At 72.2% G+C, this 24,372-nt stretch carries 19 protein-coding genes and 1 pseudogene; 9 read left to right on the top strand and 11 right to left on the bottom strand.

Annotation, left to right across the window (positions count from 1 at the left end; translation table 11 throughout):
• Positions 1-45: 45 nt before the first annotated feature.
• Positions 46-600, bottom strand: a complete 555-nt coding sequence (locus tag OG444_RS14565) for an EF-hand domain-containing protein (RefSeq protein WP_327262587.1) — start codon at positions 598-600, stop codon at positions 46-48.
• A 291-nt stretch (positions 601-891) separates the two neighbouring features.
• On the opposite strand from OG444_RS14565, the gene OG444_RS14560 reads away from it, so the two are divergent.
• Together OG444_RS14560 and OG444_RS14555 are read left to right on the top strand one after the other, a co-directional pair.
• The gene (locus OG444_RS14560) at positions 892-1,239 is read left to right on the top strand and encodes a hypothetical protein (RefSeq protein ID WP_327262586.1); all 348 of its coding nucleotides are present in this window, start codon (positions 892-894) and stop codon (positions 1,237-1,239) included.
• An 84-nt stretch (positions 1,240-1,323) separates the two neighbouring features.
• Positions 1,324-2,757, top strand: a complete 1,434-nt coding sequence (locus tag OG444_RS14555; RefSeq protein ID WP_327262585.1) for an aminopeptidase — start codon at positions 1,324-1,326, stop codon at positions 2,755-2,757.
• A gap of 36 nt (positions 2,758-2,793) precedes the next feature.
• Here OG444_RS14555 and OG444_RS14550 read toward each other — a convergent pair whose 3' ends face one another.
• Positions 2,794-4,596, bottom strand: a complete 1,803-nt coding sequence (locus OG444_RS14550; protein ID WP_327262584.1) for a glycoside hydrolase family 3 protein — start codon at positions 4,594-4,596, stop codon at positions 2,794-2,796.
• Positions 4,597-4,680: 84 nt separating this feature from the next.
• A complete protein-coding gene (locus tag OG444_RS14545) occupies positions 4,681-5,583 on the bottom strand; it encodes a LysR family transcriptional regulator (RefSeq protein ID WP_327262583.1) in 903 nt (300 codons plus the stop codon).
• Between the two features lie 100 nt (positions 5,584-5,683).
• Here OG444_RS14545 and OG444_RS14540 point away from each other — a divergent pair, with 100 nt between their 5' ends.
• A complete protein-coding gene (locus OG444_RS14540; protein ID WP_327262582.1) occupies positions 5,684-6,664 on the top strand; it encodes an EamA family transporter in 981 nt (326 codons plus the stop codon).
• Here the strand turns inward: OG444_RS14540 and OG444_RS14535 are convergent.
• Positions 6,570-7,082 (bottom strand): annotated as a pseudogene (locus OG444_RS14535) (GNAT family N-acetyltransferase); the annotation flags it as partial. The gene OG444_RS14540 and the pseudogene OG444_RS14535 overlap by 95 nt on opposite strands.
• Positions 7,083-7,126: 44 nt before the next feature.
• Positions 7,127-7,669, bottom strand: a complete 543-nt coding sequence (locus OG444_RS14530) for a DUF937 domain-containing protein (RefSeq protein ID WP_327262581.1) — start codon at positions 7,667-7,669, stop codon at positions 7,127-7,129.
• 265 nt (positions 7,670-7,934) lie between these two features.
• Here OG444_RS14530 and recD2 point away from each other — a divergent pair, with 265 nt between their 5' ends.
• Positions 7,935-10,190 carry an SF1B family DNA helicase RecD2 gene (gene recD2, locus OG444_RS14525; protein ID WP_327262580.1) on the top strand — a complete coding sequence of 752 codons (2,256 nt, stop codon included), beginning with the start codon at positions 7,935-7,937 and terminating at the stop codon, positions 10,188-10,190.
• Between the two features lie 182 nt (positions 10,191-10,372).
• Positions 10,373-11,662 (top strand): citrate synthase, encoded by a 1,290-nt coding sequence (locus OG444_RS14520; RefSeq protein WP_030716028.1) that lies wholly within the window; start codon positions 10,373-10,375, stop codon positions 11,660-11,662.
• A gap of 391 nt (positions 11,663-12,053) precedes the next feature.
• Here OG444_RS14520 and OG444_RS14515 read toward each other — a convergent pair whose 3' ends face one another.
• The 3 genes from OG444_RS14515 to OG444_RS14505 all read right to left on the bottom strand — a co-directional run bounded on the left by OG444_RS14515 (position 12,054) and on the right by OG444_RS14505 (position 15,754).
• Positions 12,054-14,312 carry a heavy metal translocating P-type ATPase gene (locus OG444_RS14515; RefSeq protein WP_327262579.1) on the bottom strand — a complete coding sequence of 753 codons (2,259 nt, stop codon included), beginning with the start codon at positions 14,310-14,312 and terminating at the stop codon, positions 12,054-12,056.
• Between the two features lie 116 nt (positions 14,313-14,428).
• Positions 14,429-14,662 carry a heavy-metal-associated domain-containing protein gene (locus OG444_RS14510; protein ID WP_327262578.1) on the bottom strand — a complete coding sequence of 78 codons (234 nt, stop codon included), beginning with the start codon at positions 14,660-14,662 and terminating at the stop codon, positions 14,429-14,431.
• Between the two features lie 378 nt (positions 14,663-15,040).
• Positions 15,041-15,754 (bottom strand): TetR/AcrR family transcriptional regulator, encoded by a 714-nt coding sequence (locus OG444_RS14505; RefSeq protein WP_327262577.1) that lies wholly within the window; start codon positions 15,752-15,754, stop codon positions 15,041-15,043.
• 131 nt (positions 15,755-15,885) lie between these two features.
• On the opposite strand from OG444_RS14505, the gene OG444_RS14500 reads away from it, so the two are divergent.
• Positions 15,886-18,120 carry an MMPL family transporter gene (locus tag OG444_RS14500; RefSeq protein ID WP_327262576.1) on the top strand — a complete coding sequence of 745 codons (2,235 nt, stop codon included), beginning with the start codon at positions 15,886-15,888 and terminating at the stop codon, positions 18,118-18,120.
• 63 nt (positions 18,121-18,183) lie between these two features.
• On the opposite strand, the gene OG444_RS14495 is transcribed toward OG444_RS14500, so the two are convergent.
• The 3 genes from OG444_RS14495 to OG444_RS14485 form a co-directional block, all read right to left on the bottom strand.
• Entirely contained in the window at positions 18,184-18,384 is a 201-nt protein-coding gene (locus OG444_RS14495) for a helix-turn-helix transcriptional regulator (RefSeq protein WP_266391501.1), read from the bottom strand.
• Positions 18,385-18,617: 233 nt separating this feature from the next.
• Complete coding sequence (locus OG444_RS14490) at positions 18,618-19,628, bottom strand: Gfo/Idh/MocA family protein (RefSeq protein ID WP_327262575.1); 1,011 nt, start codon at positions 19,626-19,628, stop codon at positions 18,618-18,620.
• Between the two features lie 25 nt (positions 19,629-19,653).
• Positions 19,654-20,568: a sugar phosphate isomerase/epimerase family protein gene (locus tag OG444_RS14485; RefSeq protein ID WP_327262574.1), complete on the bottom strand. Its 915-nt coding sequence runs from the start codon at positions 20,566-20,568 to the stop codon at positions 19,654-19,656.
• Between the two features lie 41 nt (positions 20,569-20,609).
• On the opposite strand from OG444_RS14485, the gene iolC reads away from it, so the two are divergent.
• From iolC to iolD, 3 genes are read left to right on the top strand one after another with little or no spacing between them, the layout of a single operon-like run.
• A complete protein-coding gene (gene iolC / locus OG444_RS14480; RefSeq protein WP_327262573.1) occupies positions 20,610-21,575 on the top strand; it encodes a 5-dehydro-2-deoxygluconokinase in 966 nt (321 codons plus the stop codon).
• Between the two features lie 7 nt (positions 21,576-21,582).
• Positions 21,583-22,494 carry a 5-deoxy-glucuronate isomerase gene (gene iolB, locus OG444_RS14475; protein ID WP_327266779.1) on the top strand — a complete coding sequence of 304 codons (912 nt, stop codon included), beginning with the start codon at positions 21,583-21,585 and terminating at the stop codon, positions 22,492-22,494.
• Positions 22,491-24,365, top strand: coding sequence for a 3D-(3,5/4)-trihydroxycyclohexane-1,2-dione acylhydrolase (decyclizing) (iolD, locus tag OG444_RS14470; protein WP_327262572.1), 1,875 nt, complete (start codon positions 22,491-22,493; stop codon positions 24,363-24,365). Before iolB ends, iolD begins: the two co-directional genes overlap by 4 nt.
• Positions 24,366-24,372 lie beyond the last annotated feature (7 nt).

Raw genomic sequence — 24,372 nt, 5'->3', positions numbered from 1 at the left:
GGCGCCCCGGGCCCGGGCTGCGCCGGGCCCGGGGGCGCCTCTGGATCAGAACTCGCCGAAGAGCAGGTTCCCCGGGGCGTCCTCGTCGGTGCCGGTGTAGTACTCGCGTACTGCGTCGAGCAGTTCGTCGACGGTCAGGGAGCCGTCCCCGTCCGCGTCGATCCGCCGGAAGAGCGCCTCGGTGTCGGCGGGGCTCAGCTGCGTGTCGAAGGCCTCCTGCGCCCGGTGGAACTCCTGCGGGCTGATGCGCCCGTCGTCGTCGGTGTCGACGATCGTGAGGACGGCCCGCATCATCGGGCGGAACGAGCGGTCGTAGGCGGGGCCGCCCTGCGCGTACAGGCGGGTCATGCCCAGCTTGTACTCCTCGGGCGTGACCTTGCCGTCCCGGTCGATGTCCAGCTCGGTGAACAGGTCCTGCCAGAAGTCGGCCAGCCCGCCCATCACCAGGTCCGCCTTGGGAGAGGTGGCCGGCTCCGCGAGGGCCGACAGCAGCCGGGAGCCGAGCGCGATGATGTCGGCGGCGTCGATCACGCCGCTCCCGTCGGCGTCCAGGTGCGTGAAGGCGCGCTCCAGCTTGCGGTCGAGCAGGTCGTTCGTCATCTCTTTGCCTTTCACGGCTGCAGCCACGGCTACGGCGGGCGGAGTGGTGATCACCTAGCGTAATCGCCGTCCCGGGCGTGAACTCCCGCTGTCCCGCCGGGAAGTTGTGGATGCACTCGTACGAGGGAGGGGTGGCCGGTACCGGCGGGCCGGACCCTTGCGGTCGGCAACCATCCGGAAGGTTCGGGCGTCGTACGTGCGTGCGCGTGCTGTACGTACGACCGATCGGGGGACTGGATGTTGCAGCAAGGGGGGAGACGCGGCCGCCGGGCCGCGTCCCTGGGGGTTTTCGTGGCGGCCCTGTGGCTCTGCGTGGGCGGGCTGTTCACGCCGCCCGTGGCGCGGGCCGCGACCGAGGGGTGTGCCGGCCGGCTGGCCAGGACGGTGGAGTTCGAGACGGGCGAGGTCCGCGTCTACAAGAGCCGCAACCAGGCCTGCGCGGTGACCGTGGCGCGGGTCTCCGGCGAGCGGCGGCGGATGGCGGTGAGCATCCAGCCGCGCGGCGGGGCCCCGGTGCGCGAGGCCGGGCGATTCACCCGGTATGCCGGTCCCGTCACCGTCGGTGCGATCAGCCGCTGCGTGTATGTAAAGGGGAGCGTCGGGTCCGGATCGGTGGATTCCGGCTGGATCCTGTGCTGAGGGACAGGCCCAACTAGGTCTGGTCAGTGACGTGTTGGCCCGGCTAGGTTCACGGCGACCGAAGTGAACTCAAGGGGAGGGTGAATGCGCAAGACGCTCGGATGGCTGCTGTCGCTCGTGGTGCTCATCGGCACCATGGGCGCGGCCGGCTCAACGGCGCAAGCGGCCACAGCCGCGGAGCCCACGGCCGCCACGGACATCAAGGACCAGATCCTCGGCATTCCCGGGATGAGCCTGATCGAGGAGAAGCCGTACCCCGGCTACCGCTTCTTCGTACTGAACTACGAGCAGCCGGTGGACCACCGGCAGCCGTGGAAGGGCACCTTCAAGCAGCGCCTGACCCTGTTGCACAAGGACGTCTCGCGGCCGTCGGTGTTCTTCACCTCCGGCTACAACGTCAGTACCAGCCCGCGCCGCAGTGAGCCGACGACCATCATCGACGGCAACCAGGTGTCCATGGAGTATCGATTCTTCACTCCCTCCCGGCCCGACCCGGCCAACTGGTCCCACCTGGACATCTGGCAGGCCGCCAGTGACCAGCACCGCATCTTCACCGCGCTGAAGAGGATCTACCCGAAGAACTGGCTGTCCACCGGCGCCAGCAAGGGCGGGATGACGGCGACGTACTACGAGCGCTTCTACCCGCGGGACATGGACGGCGTCGTCGCGTACGTCGCGCCCAACGACGTCGTCAACAACGAGGACTCGGCCTACGACCGGTTCTTCGCCAAGGTCGGCACCAAGGAGTGCCGCGACCGGCTGAACGCCGTGCAGCGCGAGGCGCTGGTACGCCGCGAGCCGCTGGAGGCCAAGTACGCGGTCGCCGCGGCCGAGAACGGCTGGACCTTCACCACCGTCGGCGACCTCGACAGGGCCTACGAGGCCGTCGTGCTCGACTACGTGTGGGCCTTCTGGCAGTACAGCCTGCTCGCCGACTGCGCTTCCGTCCCGGCCGCCGCCACCGCGAGCGACCAGGAGATCTGGGACACGATCGACGCGATCTCCGGCTTCTCGGCCTACTCCGACCAGGGCCTGCAGACGTACACGCCGTACTACTACCAGGCGGGTACGCAGCTCGGCTCCCCGGACATCAAGCAGCCGCACCTGAAGGGCCTGAGCCGCTACGGCTACCAGCCGCCGCGCAACTTCGTGCCCCGCGACATCCCCATGACCTTCCAGCCGGGCGCGATGGCGGACGTCGACAAGTGGGTGCGCAACAACGCCAACCAGATGCTCTTCGTGTACGGGCAGAACGACCCGTGGGGCGCCGAGCCGTTCCGCCTCGGCTACGGGGTGCGCGACAGCCACGTCATGATCGCGCCGGGCGCCAACCACGGGGCGAACGTCTCCAGGCTCATGGACGGCGAGAAGGCCCTCGCCACCTCGAAGATCCTGCAGTGGGCCGGGGTCGCCCCGGCCGCGGCGCTCGCCGACGCGGGGAAGGCGGCGCCGCTGGCGGCGCCGGACGCGCAGCTCGACCAGCCCGACCTGGAGCGCGAGCCGCAGCTGCGGCCGTAACCGGGACACGCGGGCCGCGGGCCGGTGCCTGAGCGATCAGCGCGTCAGCCCGTGGCCCAGCGGGTAGCGGCCGGGGACGGGGACGGGGAGCCGGCCGGAGGGCCGGACCCTCCCGGTGAGCACCCGGGCCGCCGCCCGCATCTCCACATCCGTCCAGGAGTACGTCGCCAGCTCCGCCGCACAGGCCGGCAGCCGGGCCGGGTCGTACGGATTGCGGACGGCCAGCGAGACGACCGGAACACCGGTCGCGATCAGGTCCGCCACCAGCGTGCGCTGCGGACTCATCCCCTCCGGGACGTTGTACGTGCACACCAACACCGCCGCGTGACCGGGCGCGGCCGCCACGGCGCGGGCGGGCGGCACCGCCGTGGCCCGGCAGCCCAGTGCGGTCAGTTCCCGGGCCAGTACGACCGTAGGGGGCCCGGTGGTACCCGAGGGGGAGACCGGGTCCGCCCCGGTGACCAGCAGCCGTGGCCCGGCCGTCCCGTCGAAGGGCACCAGCCCGCGGGGATCGGCCAGCAGGGTCGTGGTGGCGGCCGCGATCGTGTCGGCGGCGTCGAGGTGCTCCTGGATGCCCACGACGCTGTCCACATCCCGGCCCGTGGTGTACGCCTCGTCGAGCAGGCCCCGGCGGGCCTTCAGTTCCAGGATCCGCAGCACCGACTGCTCGATCCGTGCCGCGGACAGCTCGCCCGCCTCGACGGCCGCCCGCACGCTGCGGTGCGCGAGCCCCAGGTCCGGGGGGTTCAGCAGCTGGTCGCAGCCCGCCAGCAGGGCCAGTACGGGGACGCGGTCGTCCCCGTACTTCTGGCGGACCCCGGCCATGTCGAGGGCGTCGGTGACCACCACCCCCTCGAAGCCCAGGCGTTCGCGCAGCAGGCCGGTGACGATCGGCCGGGAGAGGGTCGCCGGGTCCCCCGAGGGATCGAGCGCGGGGAAGACGATGTGCGCCGTCATGATGGCGTCCACGCCCGCCTCCACCGCGGCCCGGAAGGGCGGTTCGTCCAGCTCCTCCCAGGCGGCGCGGGTGTGCCGCATCACCGGCAGGCCGACGTGGCTGTCGGTCTCGGTGTCCCCGTGGCCGGGGAAGTGCTTGGCGGTGGCGGCCACCCCGGCGCCCTGGTAGCCGTGGACCTGGGCGGCCACCAGCTCCGCCACGGCGTGCGGGTCGGAGCCGAAGGACCGTACGCCGATCACCGGATTGGCCGGATTGACGTTGACGTCGGCCACCGGCGCGTAGTCCTGCCGGATGCCCATGGCGGCCAGCTCCGTGCCCGCGATGCGCGCGGCCCGCCGGGCGTGCGCGGTGGAACCGGCCGCACCGAGCGCCATCGCCCCCGGGAGCAGGGCCGCCGGCCTGCCGATCCGGGCCACGGCGCCGTGCTCCTGGTCGGTGGAGAGCAGCAGTGGGATCCGGGCGCCGGTGGTGAGGGCGGCCTGCTGCAGGCCCACCGAGAGCGAGGCGATCTGCCGCGGGTCCTGGGTGTTGTGGGCCCAGGCGAAGTAGATGATCCCGCCGAGGTGGTACCGGGAGACCAGCTCGGCGGCGGTGCGCACCCCGAAGGCAGCCAGGTTCTGCTCGGCGTCCGCCGGCTCGGGATCGGTCGCCGAATGCCCGTACGCCCGGGAGACGAAGAGCTGCCCGACCTTCTCGTCGAGGCTCATCCCGTCCACGATCGCGCGCAGCCGCGCCCGGCCGGGGCGGCTGCCCGGGGGCCGCGCGTCGTCGGGGACGCTGCCGCGGCGGGGTCCCGCCGCGGCGGAAGCGGCCCCGGCGGCCGTTACGGCGGCCATGGCGGCCGCGGCGAGCAGATTCCGGCGCGAGGCGTGGTTCGGCACGCGCCGGACCCTACCGCTGCCCTCCGGGCGGGACCGGGCGTGTCGGCGGCGTGTCGCCCCGGGCGACGTATGTGCGGCCGATGCTCAGCCGCGTGCGGCCCAGTGGTCCTGGAGGGTGCGGACGGCTTCGGTGATCGCCGGGCGGCGGGCGGCGCCGGTGCGCCACAGGGCGTACAGCCGGCGTACGGGGCCCGGCTCCAGCGGTACGGCCACCGCGCCCGGCGGGAGCGCTCCGGTGCCCAGCCGGGGTACGACGGCCACCCCGAGGCCGGCCGCGACCAGGGCGACGATGGTGTGGTTCTCCTCGGCGACATGCGCGATGTCGGGCTCGAAACCGGCGGTGCGCAGGGTCCGCATCAGCCAGTCGTGGCAGACCCGGCCCGGCGGCTGGCACACCCAGCGCTCGCCGCCGAGGTCGGAGCGCCGGATGACCCGGCGGGTGGTGAAGGGGTGTCCGGCCGGCACCACCAGATCGCAGAGGTCGTCCCCGATCACCGCCTGCTCGATCCCCTCGGGCGCGGGCAGCGGGGCGATGTCCCAGTCGTGGGCCACTGCCAGATCGGTGACCCCGCGGGCCACCAGTTCCACGGACAGGTGCGGGTCCACCTCCGTGAGCCGTACGTCGAGCGCCGGATGCCGCAGGGCCAGGTCCGCCAGCACCTGCGGCATCAGCCCGCGCGCCGCCGAGGCGAAGGCGGCCACCGTCAGCAGCCCGCTCGGCTGCCCGCGCCGCTCCTCCAGGGTGGTCTCCGCGCGCTCCACGATCGCCAGCAACTCCTGGGCCGTGTCGGCCAGATGGCGGGCCTCCTCGGTGAGTGCGACCCCACGGCCGCGCCGTTCCAGCAGGGTGGTGCGGGTCTCCCGTTCCAGCTTGGAGATCTGCTGCGAGACCGCCGAGGGGGTGTAGCCGAGGGCGGCCGCCGCGCCGGCGACCGAGCCGTGGACGGAGACGGCGTGCAGGGCGCGCAGCCGGGCGAGATCGAGCATGCCTCCATCGTGGCACCGCGGACATGCGTAAGCAATGCTTCATCCATCCCGGAAGAGATCCGAGCTGGTGCTACATGGTCGGGGGGTCGATGCTCGGAGCATGCGTCCCGTACACACCGCACTCGCCGTGCTCGTCGCCGCCGTCTGGGGCTTCAACTTCGTGGTCATCGAGATCGGCCTCGACCACTTCCCGCCGCTGCTCCTGTCCGCCCTGCGCTTCCTGGTCGCCGCCCTGCCCGCGGTGTTCCTCGTCGGTCGGCCCAAGGTCGCCTGGAAGTGGATCGTCGGGGTCGGGATCGCGCTCGGCATCGCCAAGTTCGGCCTGCTCTTCACCGGCATGGACGCCGGGATGCCGGCCGGGCTGTCCTCCCTCGTCCTCCAGGTCCAGGCCGTCTTCACCGCCGTGCTCGCCGCCGTCGTCCTGCGCGAACGGCCGGGCCGGGTGCGGGTGCTCGGGATGACCGTGGCGCTGGCCGGGATCGCGGTCGCCGCGGTGGACGGGGGGACCTCCGGGCCGGTGCTCGGCTTCACCCTGGTCGTCGCGGCCGCCGCCTGCTGGGGCGTGTCCAACGTCCTGACCCGCAAGGCCTCGCCGCCCGACGCCCTGAACTTCATGGTGTGGGTGTGCACGGTTCCGGTACTGCCGCTGCTCGCGCTCTCGCTGCTGCTGGAGGGCCCCGAACGGGACCTCGCCGCGCTGCGGGCGCTGGACTGGTCCGGGGCGGCCGTCATCGGCTACGTCGCCTGGGTGTCCACCGTCTTCGGCTTCGGCGCCTGGGGCTACCTGCTGCGCCGCTACCCGGCCTCCTCGGTGGCGCCGTTCTCGCTGCTGGTCCCCGTCTTCGGGATGTCCTCGGCGGCCCTGGTCCTCGGGGAGTCCGTCTCGGGGCTGCGCTGGCTGGCGGCCCTACTGCTGGTGGGCGGCGTGGCGCTGACCTCGCTGGCCCCCGCGCGCGCCGTGAACCGTACGGGGGTCGGTTCGGGCGTCAGCGCGGGGAGCCCTCCTGCAGCGGGAGCCGCCAGTCCTGTCCCGTCAGGCTCACTCCGTACGAGCGGTGGTGCCGCTCCGCTATCAGGGTGAAGCCGGCCCGCAGATAGAGCTCGCGGGCGTCGGTCAGCACGTCGTTGGTCCACAGCACCAGCTCGCGGTAGCCCACGGAGCGGGCGAAGGCCACGACGGTGTCGACCAGCAGGGTGCCGACGCCGCGGCCGCGGCCCTGCGGGTCGACCAGGAGCAGCCGCAGCCGGGCGGTGCCGGGCGCGCCCTCCTCCCGTACGCACATCACCGAGCCGACGGGGCGGCCGTCCAGCTCCGCGATCCACACGCGTTCGAGGTGGGGGTCGTGGTCCTGGGCGAAGTCCGCGACGATCCGGGCGACCAGGCCCTCGAAGTCGCTGTTCCAGCCGTACTCGGAGGCGTACAGCGCGCCGTGGCGCTGCACGATCCACCCCAGGTCCCCCGGTTCCGGGTCGCGGAGCCGCACGCTCTCAGCCATGGGGCAACTCTAGGGGGTGTCCTGCCGATCGGGCCGGGCCCGAGGGGCTACTTCTTGCCGCCGCCGAGGATGTCGCCCAGCAGGTCTCCGAGGCCGCCGCCCGCCGCGGGGGCGCTGCCGGGGGCCGAGCCCGCCGTACCCGCCGTACCCGCCGTCCCGGCGCCCGCCGCCTTGCCGGAGGCGCGCTTCGCGAGGACCGCCAGCAGGACCGGGATCAGCATCTCGATCACCCGGCTGACCGTGGCGGCGGGGATGCCGGTCTTCTTCGAGACGGCGTTCGCCACGGGCTTGCTCACCTTGGCCAGCACCCCGGCCATCATTCCGCCGCTGAGCAGGCCGCCGAGGCCGCCGAGCGTGGACACGCCCTGCAGCGGGGGCTCGGCCACCTCGGCGAGGGCCCGGCGCACCTCCACGCCCTCGTCGTCGTCCGCGTCCGCCTTCTGCCGGAGGTCGCCGGTCATGGCGCCGACGGTCTCCGTGACGGTGGCCCTGGCGCCGTCGGTGTCCGTGCCGAGCAGGCCGGCGATCTCGGTCAGCCTGTCGTCGCCGAGCTCGCCCAGCACGTCGTCCTGGAATGAAGATTCACTCATGCCGGAAACGCTACTTCTGTGCCGATTCGCCGGCACCTTGAGTAGGCGTTGGGTAACGGAAACGTAAAGCTGCGATTCCGGATGCAACCCTCCGGGCGCATCGAGGGTCGTATGTTGCGTCGGTGCTTCCGGGGAGGGATCTGGGGGGATCGGGAAGTCCGACACGGGAGGGGTAACCGTGAGGGGGTCCGGCCGCGAGGCGGGACCCCCTTTGCGTTGTCCACAGGACCGGCGCGCTGTCGGCGCCGCCCGGTAGTTTCGGGGCATGGCAGCAGAGGGGGCGCCGCGGGCGGTGCAACTGGCGGTGGTCGACGGCGTGCTCGAACGCATCACCTACGCCAACGAGGAGAGCGGGTACACGGTCGCCCGCGTGGACACCGGCCGCGGCAGCGGTGACCTGCTCACCGTGGTCGGCTCGCTGCTGGGCGCCCAGCCCGGCGAGTCCCTGCGCATGGAGGGACGCTGGGGATCCCACCCGCAGTACGGCAAGCAGTTCACCGTGGAGAACTACCGGACCGTGCTCCCGGCGACCATCCAGGGCATCCGCCGCTACCTCGGCTCCGGTCTGATCAAGGGCATCGGACCGAAGATCGCCGACCGGATCGTGGAGCACTTCGGCACCGACACCCTCGATGTCATCGAGGGCGAGCCGAAGAGGCTGATCGAGGTGCCCGGGCTCGGCCCCAAACGGACGAAGCTGATCGGGGCCGCCTGGGAGGAGCAGAAGGCGATCAAGGAGGTCATGGTCTTCCTCCAGGGCGTCGGCGTCTCCACCTCCATCGCCGTGCGCATCTACAAGAAGTACGGGGACGCCTCCATCTCCGTGGTGAAGAACCAGCCCTACCGGCTCGCCGCCGACGTGTGGGGCATCGGCTTCCTCACCGCCGACCGCATCGCCCAGGCCGTCGGCATCCCGCACGACAGCCCCGAGCGGGTCAAGGCGGGCCTGCAGTACGCCCTGTCCCAGTCCACCGACCAGGGCCACTGCTTCCTGCCCGAGGACCGGCTCATCGCCGACGGGGTCAAGCTGCTCCAGGTGGACACCGGGCTGGTGATCGACTGCCTGGCCGAACTCGCCGCCGACCCGGAAGGGGTCGTGCGGGAGTCCGTACCGGATCCGCAGGGCGGGCCGGATCCGCTCACCGCCGTGTACCTGGTGCCCTTCCACCGGGCCGAGCTGTCCCTGGTGGGGCAGGTGCGCCGGCTGCTGCACGCCGAGGACGACCGGATGCCGGGCTTCCGGGACGTGGACTGGGACAAGGCCCTGGGCTGGCTCGCGGGGCGGACGGGGGCCACGCTCGCCCCCGAGCAGCGGGACGCGGTCAAGCTGGCGCTGACCCGCCGGGTCGCCGTCCTCACGGGCGGCCCGGGCTGCGGCAAGTCCTTCACTGTCCGCTCGATCGTCGAGCTGGCCCGGGCGAAGAAGGCCAAGGTGGTGCTGGCCGCGCCCACCGGCCGGGCGGCGAAGCGGCTGGCCGAACTCACCGGGGCCGAGGCCTCCACGGTGCACCGGCTGCTGGAGCTCAAGCCGGGCGGGGACGCGGCGTACGACCGGGAGCGGCCCCTGGACGCGGACCTGGTCGTGGTCGACGAGGCCTCGATGCTGGACCTGCTGCTGGCCAACAAGCTGGTCAAGGCGGTGGCCCCCGGCGCACACCTGCTGCTGGTCGGCGATGTGGACCAGCTGCCGTCGGTCGGCGCCGGGGAGGTGCTGCGGGACCTGCTCGCGGAGGGCGGCCCGGTGCCCGCGGTGCGCCTGACGCGGATCTTCCGGCAGGCGCAGCAATCCGGAGTGGTCACCAACGCCCACCGGATCAACACCGGGTTGCCGCCGATCACCGACGGGCTGCCGGACTTCTTCCTCTTCCCCGAGGAGGACACCGAGGCGGCCGGGGTGCTGGCCGTGGACGTGGCGGCCCGCAGGATTCCGGCCAGGTTCGGACTCGATCCGCGGCGGGACGTCCAGGTGCTTGCGCCGATGCACCGCGGTCCGGCCGGCGCCGGAAACCTCAACGGGCTGCTCCAGCAGGCCATGACGCCGGCCCGGCCCGGTCTGCCGGAGAAGAGGTTCGGCGGCAGGGTCTTCAGGGTGGGCGACAAGGTGACCCAGATCCGGAACAACTACGAGAAGGGCGTGAGCGGCGTCTTCAACGGCACGGTCGGCGTGGTCACCGGTTTGGACCTGGACGAACAGCGCCTGACGGTGCGGACGGAGGAGGATGAGGAGATTGTGTACGAGTTCGGGGAGCTCGACGAGCTGGCCCACGCCTACGCCGTCACCATTCACCGTTCACAGGGGAGTGAATATCCGGCCGTGGTGATCCCCGTCACCACCGGGGCCTGGATGATGCTCCAGCGCAACTTGCTCTACACGGCGGTGACCAGGGCGAAGAAACTGGTCGTCCTCGTCGGGTCCCGCAAGGCGCTCGGCCAAGCGGTGCGTACCGTTTCCGCAGGCAGGAGGTACACGGCGGTCGCTGCCCGGCTGTCCGGCCGGATACCGGTGGGAAACATCACCTAGATGATCGATCATTTGGGGTTCCGGCATCCGGTGCTGGGGGGCAGGATGAGGAGGTTGGCGGCACTCAGTGCCGTCACAAGCACCAAAGGCCGACCCCGAGTGCACTCTCCTGCGCCAAATGGGGGAAGGTAGAGGCAGTCAGGGCACCTCGAAGAAGAGGCACTACGTCGGTGAGGGATGACGTGAGCGACAACTCTGTAGTACTCCGGTACGCGGACGGTGAATACACCTACCCGGTGGTCGAAAGCACCGTCGGTGACCAGGGCTTCGACATCTCGAAGCTGCGGGCCCAGACCGGGCTCGTCACCTTGGACAGTGGGTACGGCAACACCGCGGCCTACAAGTCCGCGATCACCTACCTCGACGGTGAGCAGGGCATCCTGCGCTACCGCGGCTACCCGATCGAGCAGCTCGCCGAGCGCTCGACCTTCATCGAGGTCGCGTACCTGCTGATCAACGGCGAGCTGCCGACCGTCGACCAGCTCGCGTCGTTCCGCAACGACATCACCCAGCACACGCTGCTGCACGAGGACGTGAAGCGCTTCTACGACGGCTTCCCGCGTGACGCGCACCCGATGGCGATGCTGTCCTCCGTGGTCAGCGCGCTGTCGACGTTCTACCAGGACAGCCACAACCCGTTCGACGAGACGCAGCGCAACCTCTCGACGATCCGGCTGCTGGCCAAGCTCCCGACGATCGCGGCCTACGCGTACAAGAAGTCGGTCGGCCACCCGGTGGTCTACCCGCGCAACGACCTCGGCTACGTCGAGAACTTCCTGCGCATGACCTTCTCCGTGCCGGCCCAGGAGTACGACCTGGACCCGGTCGTGGTCTCCGCACTCGACAAGCTGCTCATCCTGCACGCGGACCACGAGCAGAACTGCTCGACCTCCACCGTGCGTCTGGTCGGCTCCTCGCAGGCGAACATGTTCGCCTCGATCTCCGCCGGCATCTCGGCCCTGTGGGGTCCGCTGCACGGTGGCGCCAACCAGTCCGTCCTCGAGATGCTGGAAGGCATCAAGAACGACGGCGGCGACGTCGATGCCTTCATCCGCAAGGTGAAGAACAAGGAGGACGGCGTCCGCCTCATGGGCTTCGGACACCGTGTCTACAAGAGCTTCGACCCCCGGGCGAAGATCATCAAGGCGGCGGCGCACGACGTCCTCTCGGCGCTCGGCAAGAGCGACGAGCTGCTCGACATCGCGCTCAAGCTGGAAGAGCACGCGCTGGCCGACGACTACTTCGTCGAGCGCAACCTCTACCCGAACGTGGACTTCTACACCGGTCTGATCTACCGGGCGATGGGCTTCCCCACCGAGATGTTCACCGTGCTCTTCGCGCTCGGCCGCCTTCCCGGCTGGATCGCCCAGTGGCACGAGATGATCAAGGAGCCGGGTTCCCGCATCGGCCGCCCGCGCCAGATCTACACCGGCGAGGTCCTGCGCGACTTCGTCCCCGTGGAAGCCCGCTGACCCGAGGCTTTCCTCCGCGCGGCGTGCGGCCGCGCGGTTGCACGCCGCAGGTGGTCCTGCTCGTACGAGAAGCGCCCCGCCGTCGATCCCCCCACGGGTCGACGGTCGGGGCGCTTCCCTTTCCCCGAAACGGATTCCCCCCACGGGACCCGAGTCGGGGCGTCGGTGTGCCGGGACCCGTTCGTCCGGGAGGGCCGCTCAAAGCCTCCCGCGGGTACGTGTCCCGGCCGTCTGATACCCACGGAAACCCCCCAGGTCTCCGTGAAACGTCCCCCAAGACGTTCTTGGTATCGCCCCATTAGACCTGTGACGACCCCGGATGGTTACGTTGCGGTCACTGTGATCTGCGTCTCCCGTGAAGGAAGTGTGCGCACCGTGGGGAGGCGGGCCACTAGCGGAAGGACCGCAACCGGAGGCTGTTGGTCACCACGAAGACCGAGGAGAAGGCCATCGCGGCCCCCGCGATCATCGGATTGAGCAGACCGGCGGCCGCCAGCGGCAGGGCCGCCACGTTGTATCCGAAGGCCCAGAACAGGTTGCCCTTGATGGTGGACAGGGTCCGGCGGGAGAGCCGGATGGCGTCCGCCGCGACCCGCAGGTCGCCCCGGACGAGGGTCAGGTCCCCGGCCTCGATGGCCGCGTCCGTGCCGGTGCCCATGGCCAGTCCCAGGTCCGCCTGGGCGAGGGCCGCCGCGTCGTTGACCCCGTCGCCGACCATGGCGACCGTACGGCCCTCGGCCTGCAGGCGGCGTACGACGTCCACCTTGTCCTGCGGGAGCACCTCGGCGATCACCTCGTCGATGCCCACCTCGCGGGCCACCGTCTCGGCCACGGCCCTGTTGTCACCGGTCAGCAGCACCGGGGTGAGGCCGAGCGCGCGGAGCCGGGCGACCGCCTCGGCGCTGGTCTCCTTGACCGCGTCGGCCACGGTCAGGACCCCGCGTGCCGCGCCGTCCCAGGCCACCAGGACGGCGGTGCCGCCCGCGGCCTCGGCGGCCGCCTTGGCCCCGGCCAGTGCGGCCGGCAGCTCGATCGACCAGTCGGCCAGCAGCCGCTCGCGGCCCACCAGGACGGCGTGCCCGTCGACCACGCCCTGGACGCCGAGCCCGGCGACGTTCTCGAAGGACTCCGGGACGGGCAGGGCGCCCGCACGCTCCACGGCCCCGGTGGCCACGGCCCGGGCGATCGGGTGCTCCGAGGCGTGCTCCAGGGACCCGGCGAGGCGCAGCAGTTCGCGCTCGTCCACGTCTGTGGCGGTGAAGACGCCGGAGAGCGTCATCCGGCCGGTGGTGACGGTGCCGGTCTTGTCCAGCACGACGGTGTCCACGCGGCGGGTGGACTCCAGTACCTCGGGTCCCTTGATCAGGATGCCGAGCTGCGCGCCCCGCCCGGTGCCGACCATCAGCGCGGTCGGGGTGGCCAGGCCCAGGGCGCAGGGGCAGGCGATGATCAGGACGGCCACGGCCGCGGTGAAGGCGGCGGCGGGGTCGTCGGTGATCAGCAGCCAGGTGATCCAGGTGCCGAGCGCGAGCACCAGGACGACGGGCACGAAGATCCCGGAGATCTGGTCGGCGAGGCGCTGCACCTCGGCCTTGCCGTTCTGCGCGTCCTCCACCATCTTCGCCATCCGGGCGAGCTGGGTGTCGGCGCCGATCCGGGTGGCCTCGACGACCAGGCGTCCGGAGGTGTTGACGGTGGCCCCGGTGACGGAGTCGCCCACGGTGACGTCGACCGGGACGGACTCGCCGGTCAGCATGGAGGCGTCCACGGCGGAGCTGCCCTCGACGACGGTGCCGTCGGTGGCGATCTTCTCGCCGGGGCGGACGACGAACCGGTCGCCGGCCGCGAGGGCGCTCACCGGGATCCGGACCTCCTGGCCGGCGCGCAGGACGACAACGTCCTTGGCTCCCAGTTCCAGCAGGGCCTTGAGGGCGGCGCCCGCCTTCCGCTTGGAGCGGGCCTCCAGGTAGCGGCCCAGCAGGATGAAGGAGACGACGCCGGCCGCGACCTCCAGGTAGATGGCGGAGGAGCCGTCCGTGCGGGAGATCGTGAGGTCGAACCCGTGGCGCATGCCGGGCATGCCCGCGTGGCCGAAGAACAGGGCCCACAGCGACCAGGCGAAGGCGGCCAGCGTGCCGACGGAGACCAGGGTGTCCATGGTGGCTGCGCCGTGCCGGGCGTTGGTCCAGGCGGCCTTGTGGAAGGGGAACCCGCCCCAGATGACGACGGGGGCCGCGAGGGTCAGGGAGAGCCACTGCCAGTTGTCGAACTGCAGGGCGGGGACCATCGCGAGCAGGACTACGGGCAGGGCGAGCGCGACGGAGACCAGCAGTCGCTGCCGCAGTGCGGCGAGTGCCGGGTCGGGCGCCTCGGTCCGTCCCTCCGCCTCCTCGGCGGCCTCCGGGGCCGGCGGCGGGGGCTCCTCGGCGGTGTACCCGGTCCTGACGACGGTCGCGATCAGGTCGGCGACCTGCACGTCACCGGTGTAGGAGACGAGGGCCTTCTCGGTGGCGTAGTTCACCGAGGCCTCGACGCCGTCCATCCGGTTGAGCTTCTTCTCGATGCGGGCCGCGCAGGAGGCGCAGGTCATCCCGCCGATCGAGAGCTCGACCGCCGTTATGGGTCCGTCGTGCACTGTGCTGCTGCTCATGTTCCGGCTCCAGGGGGAGGGCCGGGCCGTACGGGTCCAGTATCAGCTGGCCGGCACGGCCCGGCAGGGTTCCGCGGGGCTGCTGCCGCGGATGCCGTGCGGGAGGTGCGGGCCGCTCAGACCTGTCCGACGAGCTCGTAGCCGGCCTCGTCGACGGCGGCGCGGACGTCCTCGTCCGCGAGCGGGGCGGCGGAGACCACGGTGACCTCGCCGGTCGCGGCGACGGCCTTGACCGTGCTGACGCCCGGCAGGGCGGAGAGCTCGGCGGTCACCGCGCCCTCACAGTGCCCGCAGGTCATGCCGGTCACCCGGTAGACGGTGGTGGTCTGGGTGTCCGTCTCGGCGGTCATGTCGTTCTCCTCTTCAGGGGCGTGTGCCGGTCACCGGGAGGGGCGGCCGATGTTTCCACCGTCCTCCCGACTCTTCGAGACTATACCCCTGGGGGGTATGAAAGCGAGCATCGGCTCCCGGTCTTTCGATCCTGGACGGAAAACTGGCCGGTATGGCCGGACTGTACATAAATGGCCGGTATGGATCACCCGGGAGGCCTCGCCCTGATCGTGGCGGCGGCGGTGCGCTGCGGCCCCGACCGTCGTGGCTCTCCCGGGTCATCGCCCGGACCCCGCGCGGCGGCGCGCGGTTCGCCGTACGGCCGGTCCTTCTGCTGCCGGCCCGCGCACGGGGCCCGGAGGGTGGCGAGGTGCTGCGGGCCGGGCGGGCCGGGCGGGTCAGTGGGCGGGAGTCGCGGTGATCATCGGCTCCAGGTAGCGCAGCAGGACGGTCTTGAGCTCGGCGATGTAGGCGGCGCGCTCGTCGCCCTCGTGGGCCAGGATCAGGTCCAGGGACGCCTTGAAGATGCCCAGGATCATGTTCGAGGTGTGCGCGAGCTCGTGGGGCGCGGCCTGCGGGCAGAAGTCGCGCAGGACGGCGTCGATCCGCGTGAGCAGGCCGGCGTGCAGTTCCTCGTGCTCCTGGGCGATGCCGGGGACGCCGGTGCCGTGCATGAGGGCCCAGAAGGCCGGGTTCTCGCAGTTGAAGGCGATGACCGGGTCGAGAACGGCGTCGAGCAGCTCGGGCAGCGGGCGTTTGAGGTTCTCGGGGCGGAAGGCCTGCCCGTGCATCTCGTTCGCGCGCTGGAGCAGCTGGCCGCCGAGCTCCATCGCGATGGCCTCTTTGTTCGGGAAGTACTGGTAGAGGGTGCCCGGCGACACGCCTGCCTCGCGGGCGATGGCGTTGGTGCTGGCCGCGGCGTAGCCGGTACGGCAGAACACCCCGGCGGCGGCGGAGAGCAGCTGGGAGATGCGGCGCTCGCCGCGGGCCTGGCGGCGGCGCGGGGTGGGGGCGGCCGTGGTCGCGGCGGCCGTGTCGGCGGGGGCCGCGGCGATTTCGGCGGAGCTTTTGGTCCCTTTTTCAGTGCTTTTGGCCGCTGGCGTCCTCGGCATGTCCAATCCCCTGCTTCCCGTGGGCGATTGACAAACGCGAGTGATCGCTCGCATTCTTGAGAAACGCGAGCGACTGCTCGTGTTTGCCAGTCTATGTGGCCTGGCAATCACGGTGAAGGGGACACCGAGTCATGTCCGAAGTCAAGAATCCGCCGTCCTCCGCGGCGGCCGGGGGGTGGACCCGGTTCGTCACGGCCCGGCCGCGGCTCACGCTGCTGCTCGCCCTGCTGGTCACGGCCCTGGCCGTGTTCGCGGGCGGCGGCGTCGCCGACCGGCTGGGAAGTGGCGGCTGGGAGGACCCGGGCGCCCAGTCCACCTACGCCACACAGGCCCTGGAGCGCGAGTTCCCGCACTCCGAGCCCAACCTGCTCCTGCTCGTCGACGCCGCGCCGGGCACCGGCGGGGTCGACGATCCCGCCGTCGCCGCCGAGGCCGGACGGCTCGCCACCGCGCTCGCCGCCGAACGGGGGGTCGTCGGCGTCGGTTCGTACTGGAGCACCCGGCTGCCCGCGCTGCGCTCCGAGGACGGCCGGCAGGCACTCATCGCCGCCCGCGTCCAGGGCGACGAGAAGACGGCCACCGCCGCGCTGGAGCGCATCGCCCCGCGCTACGAGGGCGCGCACGGCCCGGTGCGGGTCTCGCTCGGCGGCCCCGCCGCGGTCCAGCGCGAGGTCACCGAGACCATCCAGGAGGACCTGCTGCGCGCCGAGCTGATCGCGCTGCCCGTCACCCTCGTCCTGCTCGTCCTCGTCTTCGGCAGCGCGGTCGCCGCCCTGCTCCCGCTGGGTGTCGGCATCGTGGCCATCCTCGGTACCAATGCCGTGCTGCGCGGGCTCACCGAAGTCACCGACGTCTCCGTCTTCGCCCAGAACCTGACCACCGCACTCGGCCTCGGGCTCGCCATCGACTACGCCCTGTTCATCGTCCGCCGGTTCCGCGAGGAACTCGCCGCCGGACGCGATCCCGTGGCCGCCGTCGGGGCCACCCTGCGCACCGCCGGGCGCACCGTGCTGTTCTCGGCGCTCACCGTCGCCGTCTCGCTCTCGGCGATGCTCTTCTTCCCCATGTACTTCCTGCGCTCCTTCGCCTACGCCGGAGTCGCGGTCGTCCTGCTCGCGGCGGCGGCCGCACTGATCGTGCTGCCGGCCGCCCTGGTGCTCCTCGGCGAGCGCGTCAACGCCCTCGACCTGCGCCGGCTGTGGCGGCGCGGCCGGCCGCGGGCCTCCGCCGGACCGGAGGAGACGGGGAAGGGCTGGGCCCGGACGGCCGCCCTGGTGATGCGGCGCGCCCCGGTGTTCGCCGTGGCCACCACGGTTGGCCTGCTGCTGCTCGGACTGCCCTTCATCGGCGTCAAGTTCGGCACGGTGGACGACCGGCAGCTCCCGAAGGACGCCCCCTCGCACGTGGTGCAGGAGCAGATCCGGGACGGGTTCCCGAACAGCCCCGGCGGCGGTCTGACGGTGCTCGCCGAGGGATCGCCCGGCCCCGACCGCCTCGCGGACTACCGGGACCGGCTGGCAGCGCTGCCCGGAGTGGTCCGGGTCGACGGGCCGGTCGCCTCCGCGACGGGAAGCGACTACGCCTCCTTCTCGATAGCCGTCGAGGGCGAGGCCGTGGGACAGACGGCCCGGGACCTGGTCGACGAGGTCCGCGCCGTGGACGCCGGCTTCAAGACCTCGGTGACCGGACAGGCGGCCGTGCTCGTCGACGCGCAGAAGGCCATCGCGGGCGCACTGCCCGCGGCGGCGGCCCTCGTCGTCCTGGCCACGCTGCTGCTGGTGTTCCTGCTCACCGGGAGCCTGCTGATACCGCTGCAGGCGGTGCTGCTCAACGCCCTCAGTCTCACCGCGATGTTCGGGGCGGTGGTGTGGGTGTTCCAGGAGGGCAACCTCTCCGGGCTCCTCTCCTTCACCGCCACCGGGGACATAGAGACCACCCTGCCGGTGCTGATGTTCTGCATCGCCTTCGGGCTCTCCATGGACTACGGGGTCTTCCTCATCTCCCGTATCAAGGAGGAGTACGACCGGACCGGGGACCATGAGAGCGCCGTCCGGACGGGGCTGGCCCGCACCGGCGGGCTGATCACCGCGGCCGCCGTGATCCTGGCGGTGGTGATGGTGGCCATCGGCACCTCCCGGGTGACCAACACCAAGATGCTGGGGCTCGGGATCGCGCTGGCGGTCCTGATGGACGCCATGGTCGTCCGCAGCCTTCTGGTCCCGGCGGTGATGAAGCTGACCGGCCGGGCCACCTGGTGGGCCCCCGCCCCATTGCGCCGACTGCACGAGAGGTTCGGCCTGAGCGAGGGGGAGTCCGCGCCCCCGAAGCAGGAGCCGGACCGGATACCCGTCGGCGCCGGTACCTAGGCGGGGGCGGTGCGGGGGACCCGCGTGGGGCCCCGTACCGCCGCCGCACCCCCGCCGCACCGGTCAGTCCTCGCGGCGGCCCCGGTTCCCGGGCCGGCGGGCCACCCAGGCGCGCACGGTGTCGGCGTACCAGTAGGGCTTGCCCCTCTCCACGTGGTCGGGCGTGGGCAGCAGCCCGTGCTTGCGGTACGAGCGCACGGTGTCCGGCTGGACCCGGATGTGGGCAGCGATCTCCTTGTACGACCACAGCTGTCGGTCGCTCATGCTGGACACCTCCTTGTCCACGCCGCGGGGCCGGCCGGGAGGCCGTCGGGGGAGCCGGCACGTGGACACTGACGATCACTCGCGTTGTGCCCGGGGAACGACGCGGAGCGACGGCAGGGGAGGGGCTGTCGAGCGCCTGTGACGGAATACCCGCGTGATGCGGACATGCGTGACAGAAGAGGGATCACTGTGACAAGGGGGCCACAGAGGTCCCGTGAGGAACCGGCGGGGCGTCAGCGGTACAGGGCCGGACGCTCCGCCAGCTCCACCTCGGTCCGTACGCCGCTGCGCGCGGCCGAAAGCCCCGCCTCGGAGACTGCGGCCGCGGCGTAGCCGTCCCATGCGTCGGGCCCGGCGACCCGGCCGCGACCGGCCGCCGCCACCCAGCTCCGCAGCTGCCGGTCGTAGGCATCGGCGAAGCGCACCGTGAAGTCCTGGGCGATCTCGCCGCCCCACCGGCCGGCCGACTGCACCACCATCGCGTGACCGTCGCCGATCCGGGCGCTGCCCGCCTCGCCGACCGCCTCGCACTGCACCTGGTAGCCGAAACCACAGTTGACGAAGATCTCCACGTCCACCACGGCCCCGCCGGAGGTCTCCAGCAGCACCAGCCGGGGATCGCTCAGCCCCTCGGGAGCGGCCGCCGTGGGCCTGGGGGAGAGCACCGTGACGGCGGTGATCTCCTGACCCAGCAACCACCGGGCCGCGTCCACCTCGTGCACCACCGAGTCGCTGATCAGCATGTCGCTGGTGAAGAACGACGGCGAGGAGGCATTGCGGTGACGGCAGTGCAGGAAGAGCGGGCGCCCGATCCCGCCCGCGTCCAGCAGCTGCTTCAGCCGCTCGTATTCGGCGTCGTACCGCCGCATGAACCCCACCTGCACCAGGCGCCGCCCCAGCCGCTGTTCGGCCTCCATGACGCGCAGCGCCCCCGCCGGGTCCGGGGTCAGCGGCTTTTCGCACAGCACCGGCAGCTCCCGCTCCAGGGCGCGCAGGATCGCCTCCTCGTGGGCCGGACCGGGAGAGGCGATCAGTACGGCCTGCACCCCGGGTGCGGCTATCGCGGCCGCCGGGTCGGTGTGCGCCGTCGCCCCGTCCAGGGATCCCGCGATCTCCTTGACCCGGTCCCCGTCCGGGTCGGCCACGGCCACCACGCGGGCCCCGCCGACGGTCCCCCCGATCCGGCGCACGTGGTCGGCGCCCATCTTCCCGGTGCCGATGACTGCGATGCCGAGCGTGCTCATGTCGTCCTTCCTTTCCTTGCGTGGGTCAGCGGGCTCCGCAGGAGCGGAGGTAGGCGCGGGTGCGCCGGGCGATCGGCAGCGGCCGGTCGGGCGGGCACGGGTACATGTCCTGCTCCACGACGGCGAAGAGGTCGACGCCCAGACGCTGGGCCGCCGCGAGCACCGGTTCCAGCGCGGGCACCCCCGAGGGCGGTTCGCACATCACCCCCCGGCCCACGGCCGGACCGAAGGGCAGTTCCTGCGCGACGACTTCGGCGAGGATCCGCGGATCCACCTGCTTGAGGTGGAGGTAGCCGATCCGCTCGCCGAAGGTCTCGAGGGCCTGCACGCTGTCCCCGCCGCAGTACGCGTAGTGCCCCGTGTCCAGGCAGAGCGATACCAGGCCGGGGTCGGTGGCGTCCAGGAAACGTGCCACGTTCTCCGGGGTGTCGATGTGGGTGTCGGCATGCGGATGGACGACGATCCGCAGCCCGTACCGGTCCTGGACCTCCCGGCCGAGCCGCTCGGTCTGGGAGGCCAGTTCACGCCATTGGCCGGGGGTCAGGGTGCGGTCCTCCAGCACCTCCCCGGTCTTGTCGTCCCGCCAGAAGGAGGGGATGACGACGAGATGGGCGGCGCCCATGGCCCGGGTGAGCGCCGCGATCCGCGACACGTGCGCCCAGGTGTCCTCCCACACGGCGGGCCCGTGATGGAGTCCGGTGAAGACGGTGCCGGCCGAGACGCGCAGCCCGCGCTTGGCCGTTTCCTCGGCGAGGCGGGCGGGATCGGTGGGCAGATAGCCGTAGGGGCCGAGTTCGATCCACTCGTACCCGGCGTCCGCGACCTCGTCGAGGAAGCGTTCCCACGGGGTCTGCCGGGGGTCGTCGGGAAACCAGACCCCCCAGGAGTCCGGAGCCGAACCGATGCGGATACGGGTCAGCGCGGGCGGGGAGGACGTCATAACGGCCACCTTAGGGTGGAGGACCAACGGGAGGACTGACTGTGACCGGCACCGGCGATCCGTTCGCGTTCGACCTGATCACGATGGGCCGGATCGGGGTGGATCTCTACCCGTTGACGACCGGCATTCCACTGGCCGAGGCCGAGACCTTCGGCAAGTTCCTGGGCGGCTCCCCGACGAACGTGGCCGTCGCGGCGGCCCGGCTGGGGCGACGGGTGGCGGTGATCACCAGGACCGGCGCGGACCCCTTCGGCGGGTACCTGCGGTCCGAACTGCGGGGATTCGGGGTGGACGACCGCTGGGTGACAGAGGTGCCCGGACTGCCGACCCCCATCACCTTCTGCGAGATCTTCCCGCCGGACCATTTCCCGCTGTACTTCTACCGGCTGCCGAAGGCGCCGGATCTGGAGATCGCGGCGGACGAGGTGGACCTGGCGGCGGTACGGGCCGCCCGCCTGTTCTGGATGACGGGCACGGGCCTGAGCGAGGAGCCCTCGCGGGCGGCGACACTGGCGGCCCTGGAGGCCCGCGCGCGCACCGGTACGACGGTCTTCGACCTGGACTGGCGGCCGATGCTGTGGCGGGAGAAACCCGGGCCGTACTACGAACGGGCGCTGCGGTGGGCGACGGTGGCCGTGGGCAACGCGGAGGAGTGCGAGATCGCCACGGGCGAGTCCGATCCGCACGCGGCGGCGAGGGCCCTGCTGGCGGCGGGCGTGGAACTGGCCGTCGTCAAACGGGGACCGAAGGGCGTGCTGGCGGTCCACCGGGACGGGACGGTGGCGGAGGTCGCACCGGTGCCGGTCGAAGTGGTCAACGGGCTGGGCGCGGGAGATGCGTTCGGCGGGGCGCTGTGCCACGGGCTGCTGGCGGGGTGGGAGCTGGAGGCGGTGATGCGGTACGCGAACGCGGCCGGGGCGATCGTCGCCTCGCGGCTGGCGTGCGGGGCGGCGATGCCGTTCTCTCACGAGGTGGAGGAGGTGCTGGGGCGTGCCGGTGGTGTCTGAGTGGGGGATGGAGTGGACGAGGCTGACGGTCCTCGACCTGGCCCCGGGGGAGGTGTACGGGCACGAGTGCGGGGAGTCGGAGTGGATCGTGCTCCCGTTGTCGGGCGGGTGCGAGGTCCGCTGCCGGGGCGCCGCCCCGGACCCCGCGCCTCAAACGCCGGCGGGGCTGAAAGAGCGGGGCTCTGGCCCGAACCCTGCCCCCCGTCCTCCGGCGGGGCCGGAGGTGTTCCAACTGCACGGGCGGAACGGGGTGTTCAGCGGCGTCAGCGACTTCGTCTACCTGCCGCGGGACGCGGACGCGGAGATCCGATCGGCCGCCGGGGGCCGGTTCGCCCTCGCCGGGGCGCGGTGCGAGACGCGGCTCCCTGCCCGGTACGGGCCCGCCGGACAGGTCCCCGTGGAACTCCGCGGCGCGGGCCAGTGCTCGCGACAGGTCAACAACTTCGCCGCCGCCGGCCCGGACGGCTTCGACTGCGACCGGCTCATCGCCGTCGAGGTGCTCACCCCCGGTGGGAACTGGTCCTCGTACCCGCCCCACAAGCACGACGAGCACCACCCCGGCGAGGAGTCCCGCCTGGAGGAGATCTACTACTTCGAGATCGCCCCGCACGGGGACACCCCCGGGCTCGGCTACCAGCGCGTGACCCCCTCCCCGGCCGGGAAGACCGACGTCCTCGCCGAGGTGCGCACCGGGGACGCCGTGCTGATCCCCGACGGCTGGCACGGGCCGTCCATCGCCGCCCCCGGGCACGACATGTACTACCTGAACGTGATGGCCGGACCGGGCGCGACGCGGGAGTGGCTGATCCGGGACCACCCCGACCACGGCTGGATCCGCGGCACCTGGGACGGGCAGGACGTCGACCCCCGGCTGCCGTTCCCCCGGCCGCCCCGCTCCCGGGCGGAGGACCACCGGTGAGGCTCACCGTCGCGCAGGCGCTCGTCCGCTTCCTGTCCCGCCAGTACACCGAGCGCGACGGGCACCGGCACCGGCTGATCGCCGCCACCTGGGGGATCTTCGGGCACGGGAACGTGGCGGGCATCGGCCAGGCCCTCCTGGAGAGCGGGCCCGAGGCGATGCCGTTCCTCCAGGGCCGCAACGAGCAGGCCATGGTGCACGCCGCCGTCGGGTACGCCCGTCAGTGCGGCCGGCTCTCCGCGCACGCCGTCACCACGTCCATCGGGCCCGGCGCCACCAACCTCGTCACCGGTGCCGCCCTCGCCACCATCAACCGGATCCCGGTGCTCCTGCTGCCCGGGGACACCTTCGCCACCCGGCCCGCCGACCCCGTCCTCCAGCAGCTGGAGGTCCCGTACGCCGGGGACGTCTCCGTCAACGACACCCTGCGGCCCGTCTCCCGCCACTTCGACCGGATCACCCGCCCCGAGGCCCTGGTCCCGGCCGCGCTGCAGGCCGTACGGGTGCTCACCGATCCGGTGCAGACCGGCGCCGTCACCCTCGCCCTGCCGCAGGACGTGCAGGCGCAGGCGTACGACTGGCCCGAGGAGTTCTTCGCCGAGCGGGTGTGGGGCGTGCGCCGGCCCCGGCCGGACCGGCACGAGCTGGCCCGCGCCGCCGAGGCCGTACGGGGCTCCGCGCGCCCGCTGATCGTCGCCGGCGGCGGGATCCGGCACAGCGAGGCCCGCGCGGCGCTGGCCGCCTTCGCGGAGGCCACGGGGATCCCGGTGGCCGTCACCCAGGCGGGCAAGGGCGTCCTGCCGTACGGGCACCCCGCCGACGTGGGCGGGATCGGCCACACCGGGACGTCCACCGCCGCCGCGCTCGCACGGGAGGCCGATCTCGTCATCGCCGCCGGGACCCGGCTGACCGACTTCACCACCGCCTCCGCGACCCTCTTCCAGAATCCGGCCGTCCGGTTCATCGGCCTCAACCTCGACCCGTACGACGCCCACAAGCTCGCCGCCCTGCCTCTGGTCGCCGACGCCCGCGAGGGCCTCGACGAGCTCCGGGACGCCCTCGCCGGTCACCGCACCGATCCGGCGTACGGGGCGGGGTACGCGGCGGAGCGGGCCCGCTGGGAGAGCCGCGTCGACCGTGCCTACGCCGTCCCGGAGGCGGACGAGGATGCTCCGCCCACCCAGGCCCAAGTGCTCGGGCTGCTCGACGCCCTGGTCGACGACACCGACATCCTGATCAACGCGGCCGGCTCCCTCCCCGGCGACCTGCACAAACTGTGGCGGGCCCGGTCGCACGACCAGTACCACGTCGAGTACGGCTACTCCTGCATGGGCTACGAGATCCCCGCCGCCATCGGGGTGGCGCTGGCCGCACCCGGCCGCCCGGTGTGGGCGCTGGTCGGCGACGGCACGTACCTGATGAATCCGACCGAGATCGTCACGGCCGTGCAGGAGGGGATCCCGGTCAGGGTGGTGATCCTCGACAACCACGGCTACGCCTCCATCGGCGGCCTGTCGGGGGCGGTGGGCGGCGAGGGGTTCGCCACCGCGTACCGCTTCCGGGCACCCGACTCCGGGTATACGGGGGACACCCTTCCGGTGGACCTCGCGGCCTGCGCGGCGTCCCTCGGAATGGCCGTGATCCGTGCCCGCACCACGCGTGACCTGCGCGAAGCCCTCGCCGAGGCCCGCTCGGCGACCCGTCCCACATGTGTCTACGTACAGACCCGAACGCCCGACACTGTGTCGGGCCCACCCCCGGCACAGGCGTGGTGGGATGTTCCTGTGGCCGAGACCGCGACCCGCAAGGCCGCTGCCACGGCCCGTGAAGAGTACGACCGGCAAGCCGCGCAGCGACGTCGCCATCTGTGAAGGAGCA

It is taken from the genome of Streptomyces sp. NBC_01232, assembly GCF_035989885.1.
Taxonomy (GTDB): Bacteria; Actinomycetota; Actinomycetes; order Streptomycetales; family Streptomycetaceae; genus Streptomyces.
Note: the sequence above shows the minus strand (reverse complement) of the source record. Positions and strands in the feature narration are given on the sequence as shown.

Coding starts and splice junctions, on each gene's coding strand:
- iolB (WP_327266779.1), top strand. CDS start 21,583: ATGGAGTGGACGAGGCTGACGGTCCTCGACCTGGCCCCGGGGGAGGTG.
- OG444_RS14540 (WP_327262582.1), top strand. CDS start 5,684: ATGCGTCCCGTACACACCGCACTCGCCGTGCTCGTCGCCGCCGTCTGG.
- OG444_RS14515 (WP_327262579.1), bottom strand. CDS start 14,312: ATGAGCAGCAGCACAGTGCACGACGGACCCATAACGGCGGTCGAGCTC.
- recD2 (WP_327262580.1), top strand. CDS start 7,935: ATGGCAGCAGAGGGGGCGCCGCGGGCGGTGCAACTGGCGGTGGTCGAC.
- OG444_RS14565 (WP_327262587.1), bottom strand. CDS start 600: ATGACGAACGACCTGCTCGACCGCAAGCTGGAGCGCGCCTTCACGCAC.
- OG444_RS14545 (WP_327262583.1), bottom strand. CDS start 5,583: ATGCTCGATCTCGCCCGGCTGCGCGCCCTGCACGCCGTCTCCGTCCAC.
- OG444_RS14500 (WP_327262576.1), top strand. CDS start 15,886: ATGTCCGAAGTCAAGAATCCGCCGTCCTCCGCGGCGGCCGGGGGGTGG.
- OG444_RS14485 (WP_327262574.1), bottom strand. CDS start 20,568: ATGACGTCCTCCCCGCCCGCGCTGACCCGTATCCGCATCGGTTCGGCT.
- OG444_RS14505 (WP_327262577.1), bottom strand. CDS start 15,754: ATGCCGAGGACGCCAGCGGCCAAAAGCACTGAAAAAGGGACCAAAAGC.
- OG444_RS14530 (WP_327262581.1), bottom strand. CDS start 7,669: ATGAGTGAATCTTCATTCCAGGACGACGTGCTGGGCGAGCTCGGCGAC.
- OG444_RS14495 (WP_266391501.1), bottom strand. CDS start 18,384: ATGAGCGACCGACAGCTGTGGTCGTACAAGGAGATCGCTGCCCACATC.
- OG444_RS14555 (WP_327262585.1), top strand. CDS start 1,324: ATGCGCAAGACGCTCGGATGGCTGCTGTCGCTCGTGGTGCTCATCGGC.
- OG444_RS14510 (WP_327262578.1), bottom strand. CDS start 14,662: ATGACCGCCGAGACGGACACCCAGACCACCACCGTCTACCGGGTGACC.
- OG444_RS14490 (WP_327262575.1), bottom strand. CDS start 19,628: ATGAGCACGCTCGGCATCGCAGTCATCGGCACCGGGAAGATGGGCGCC.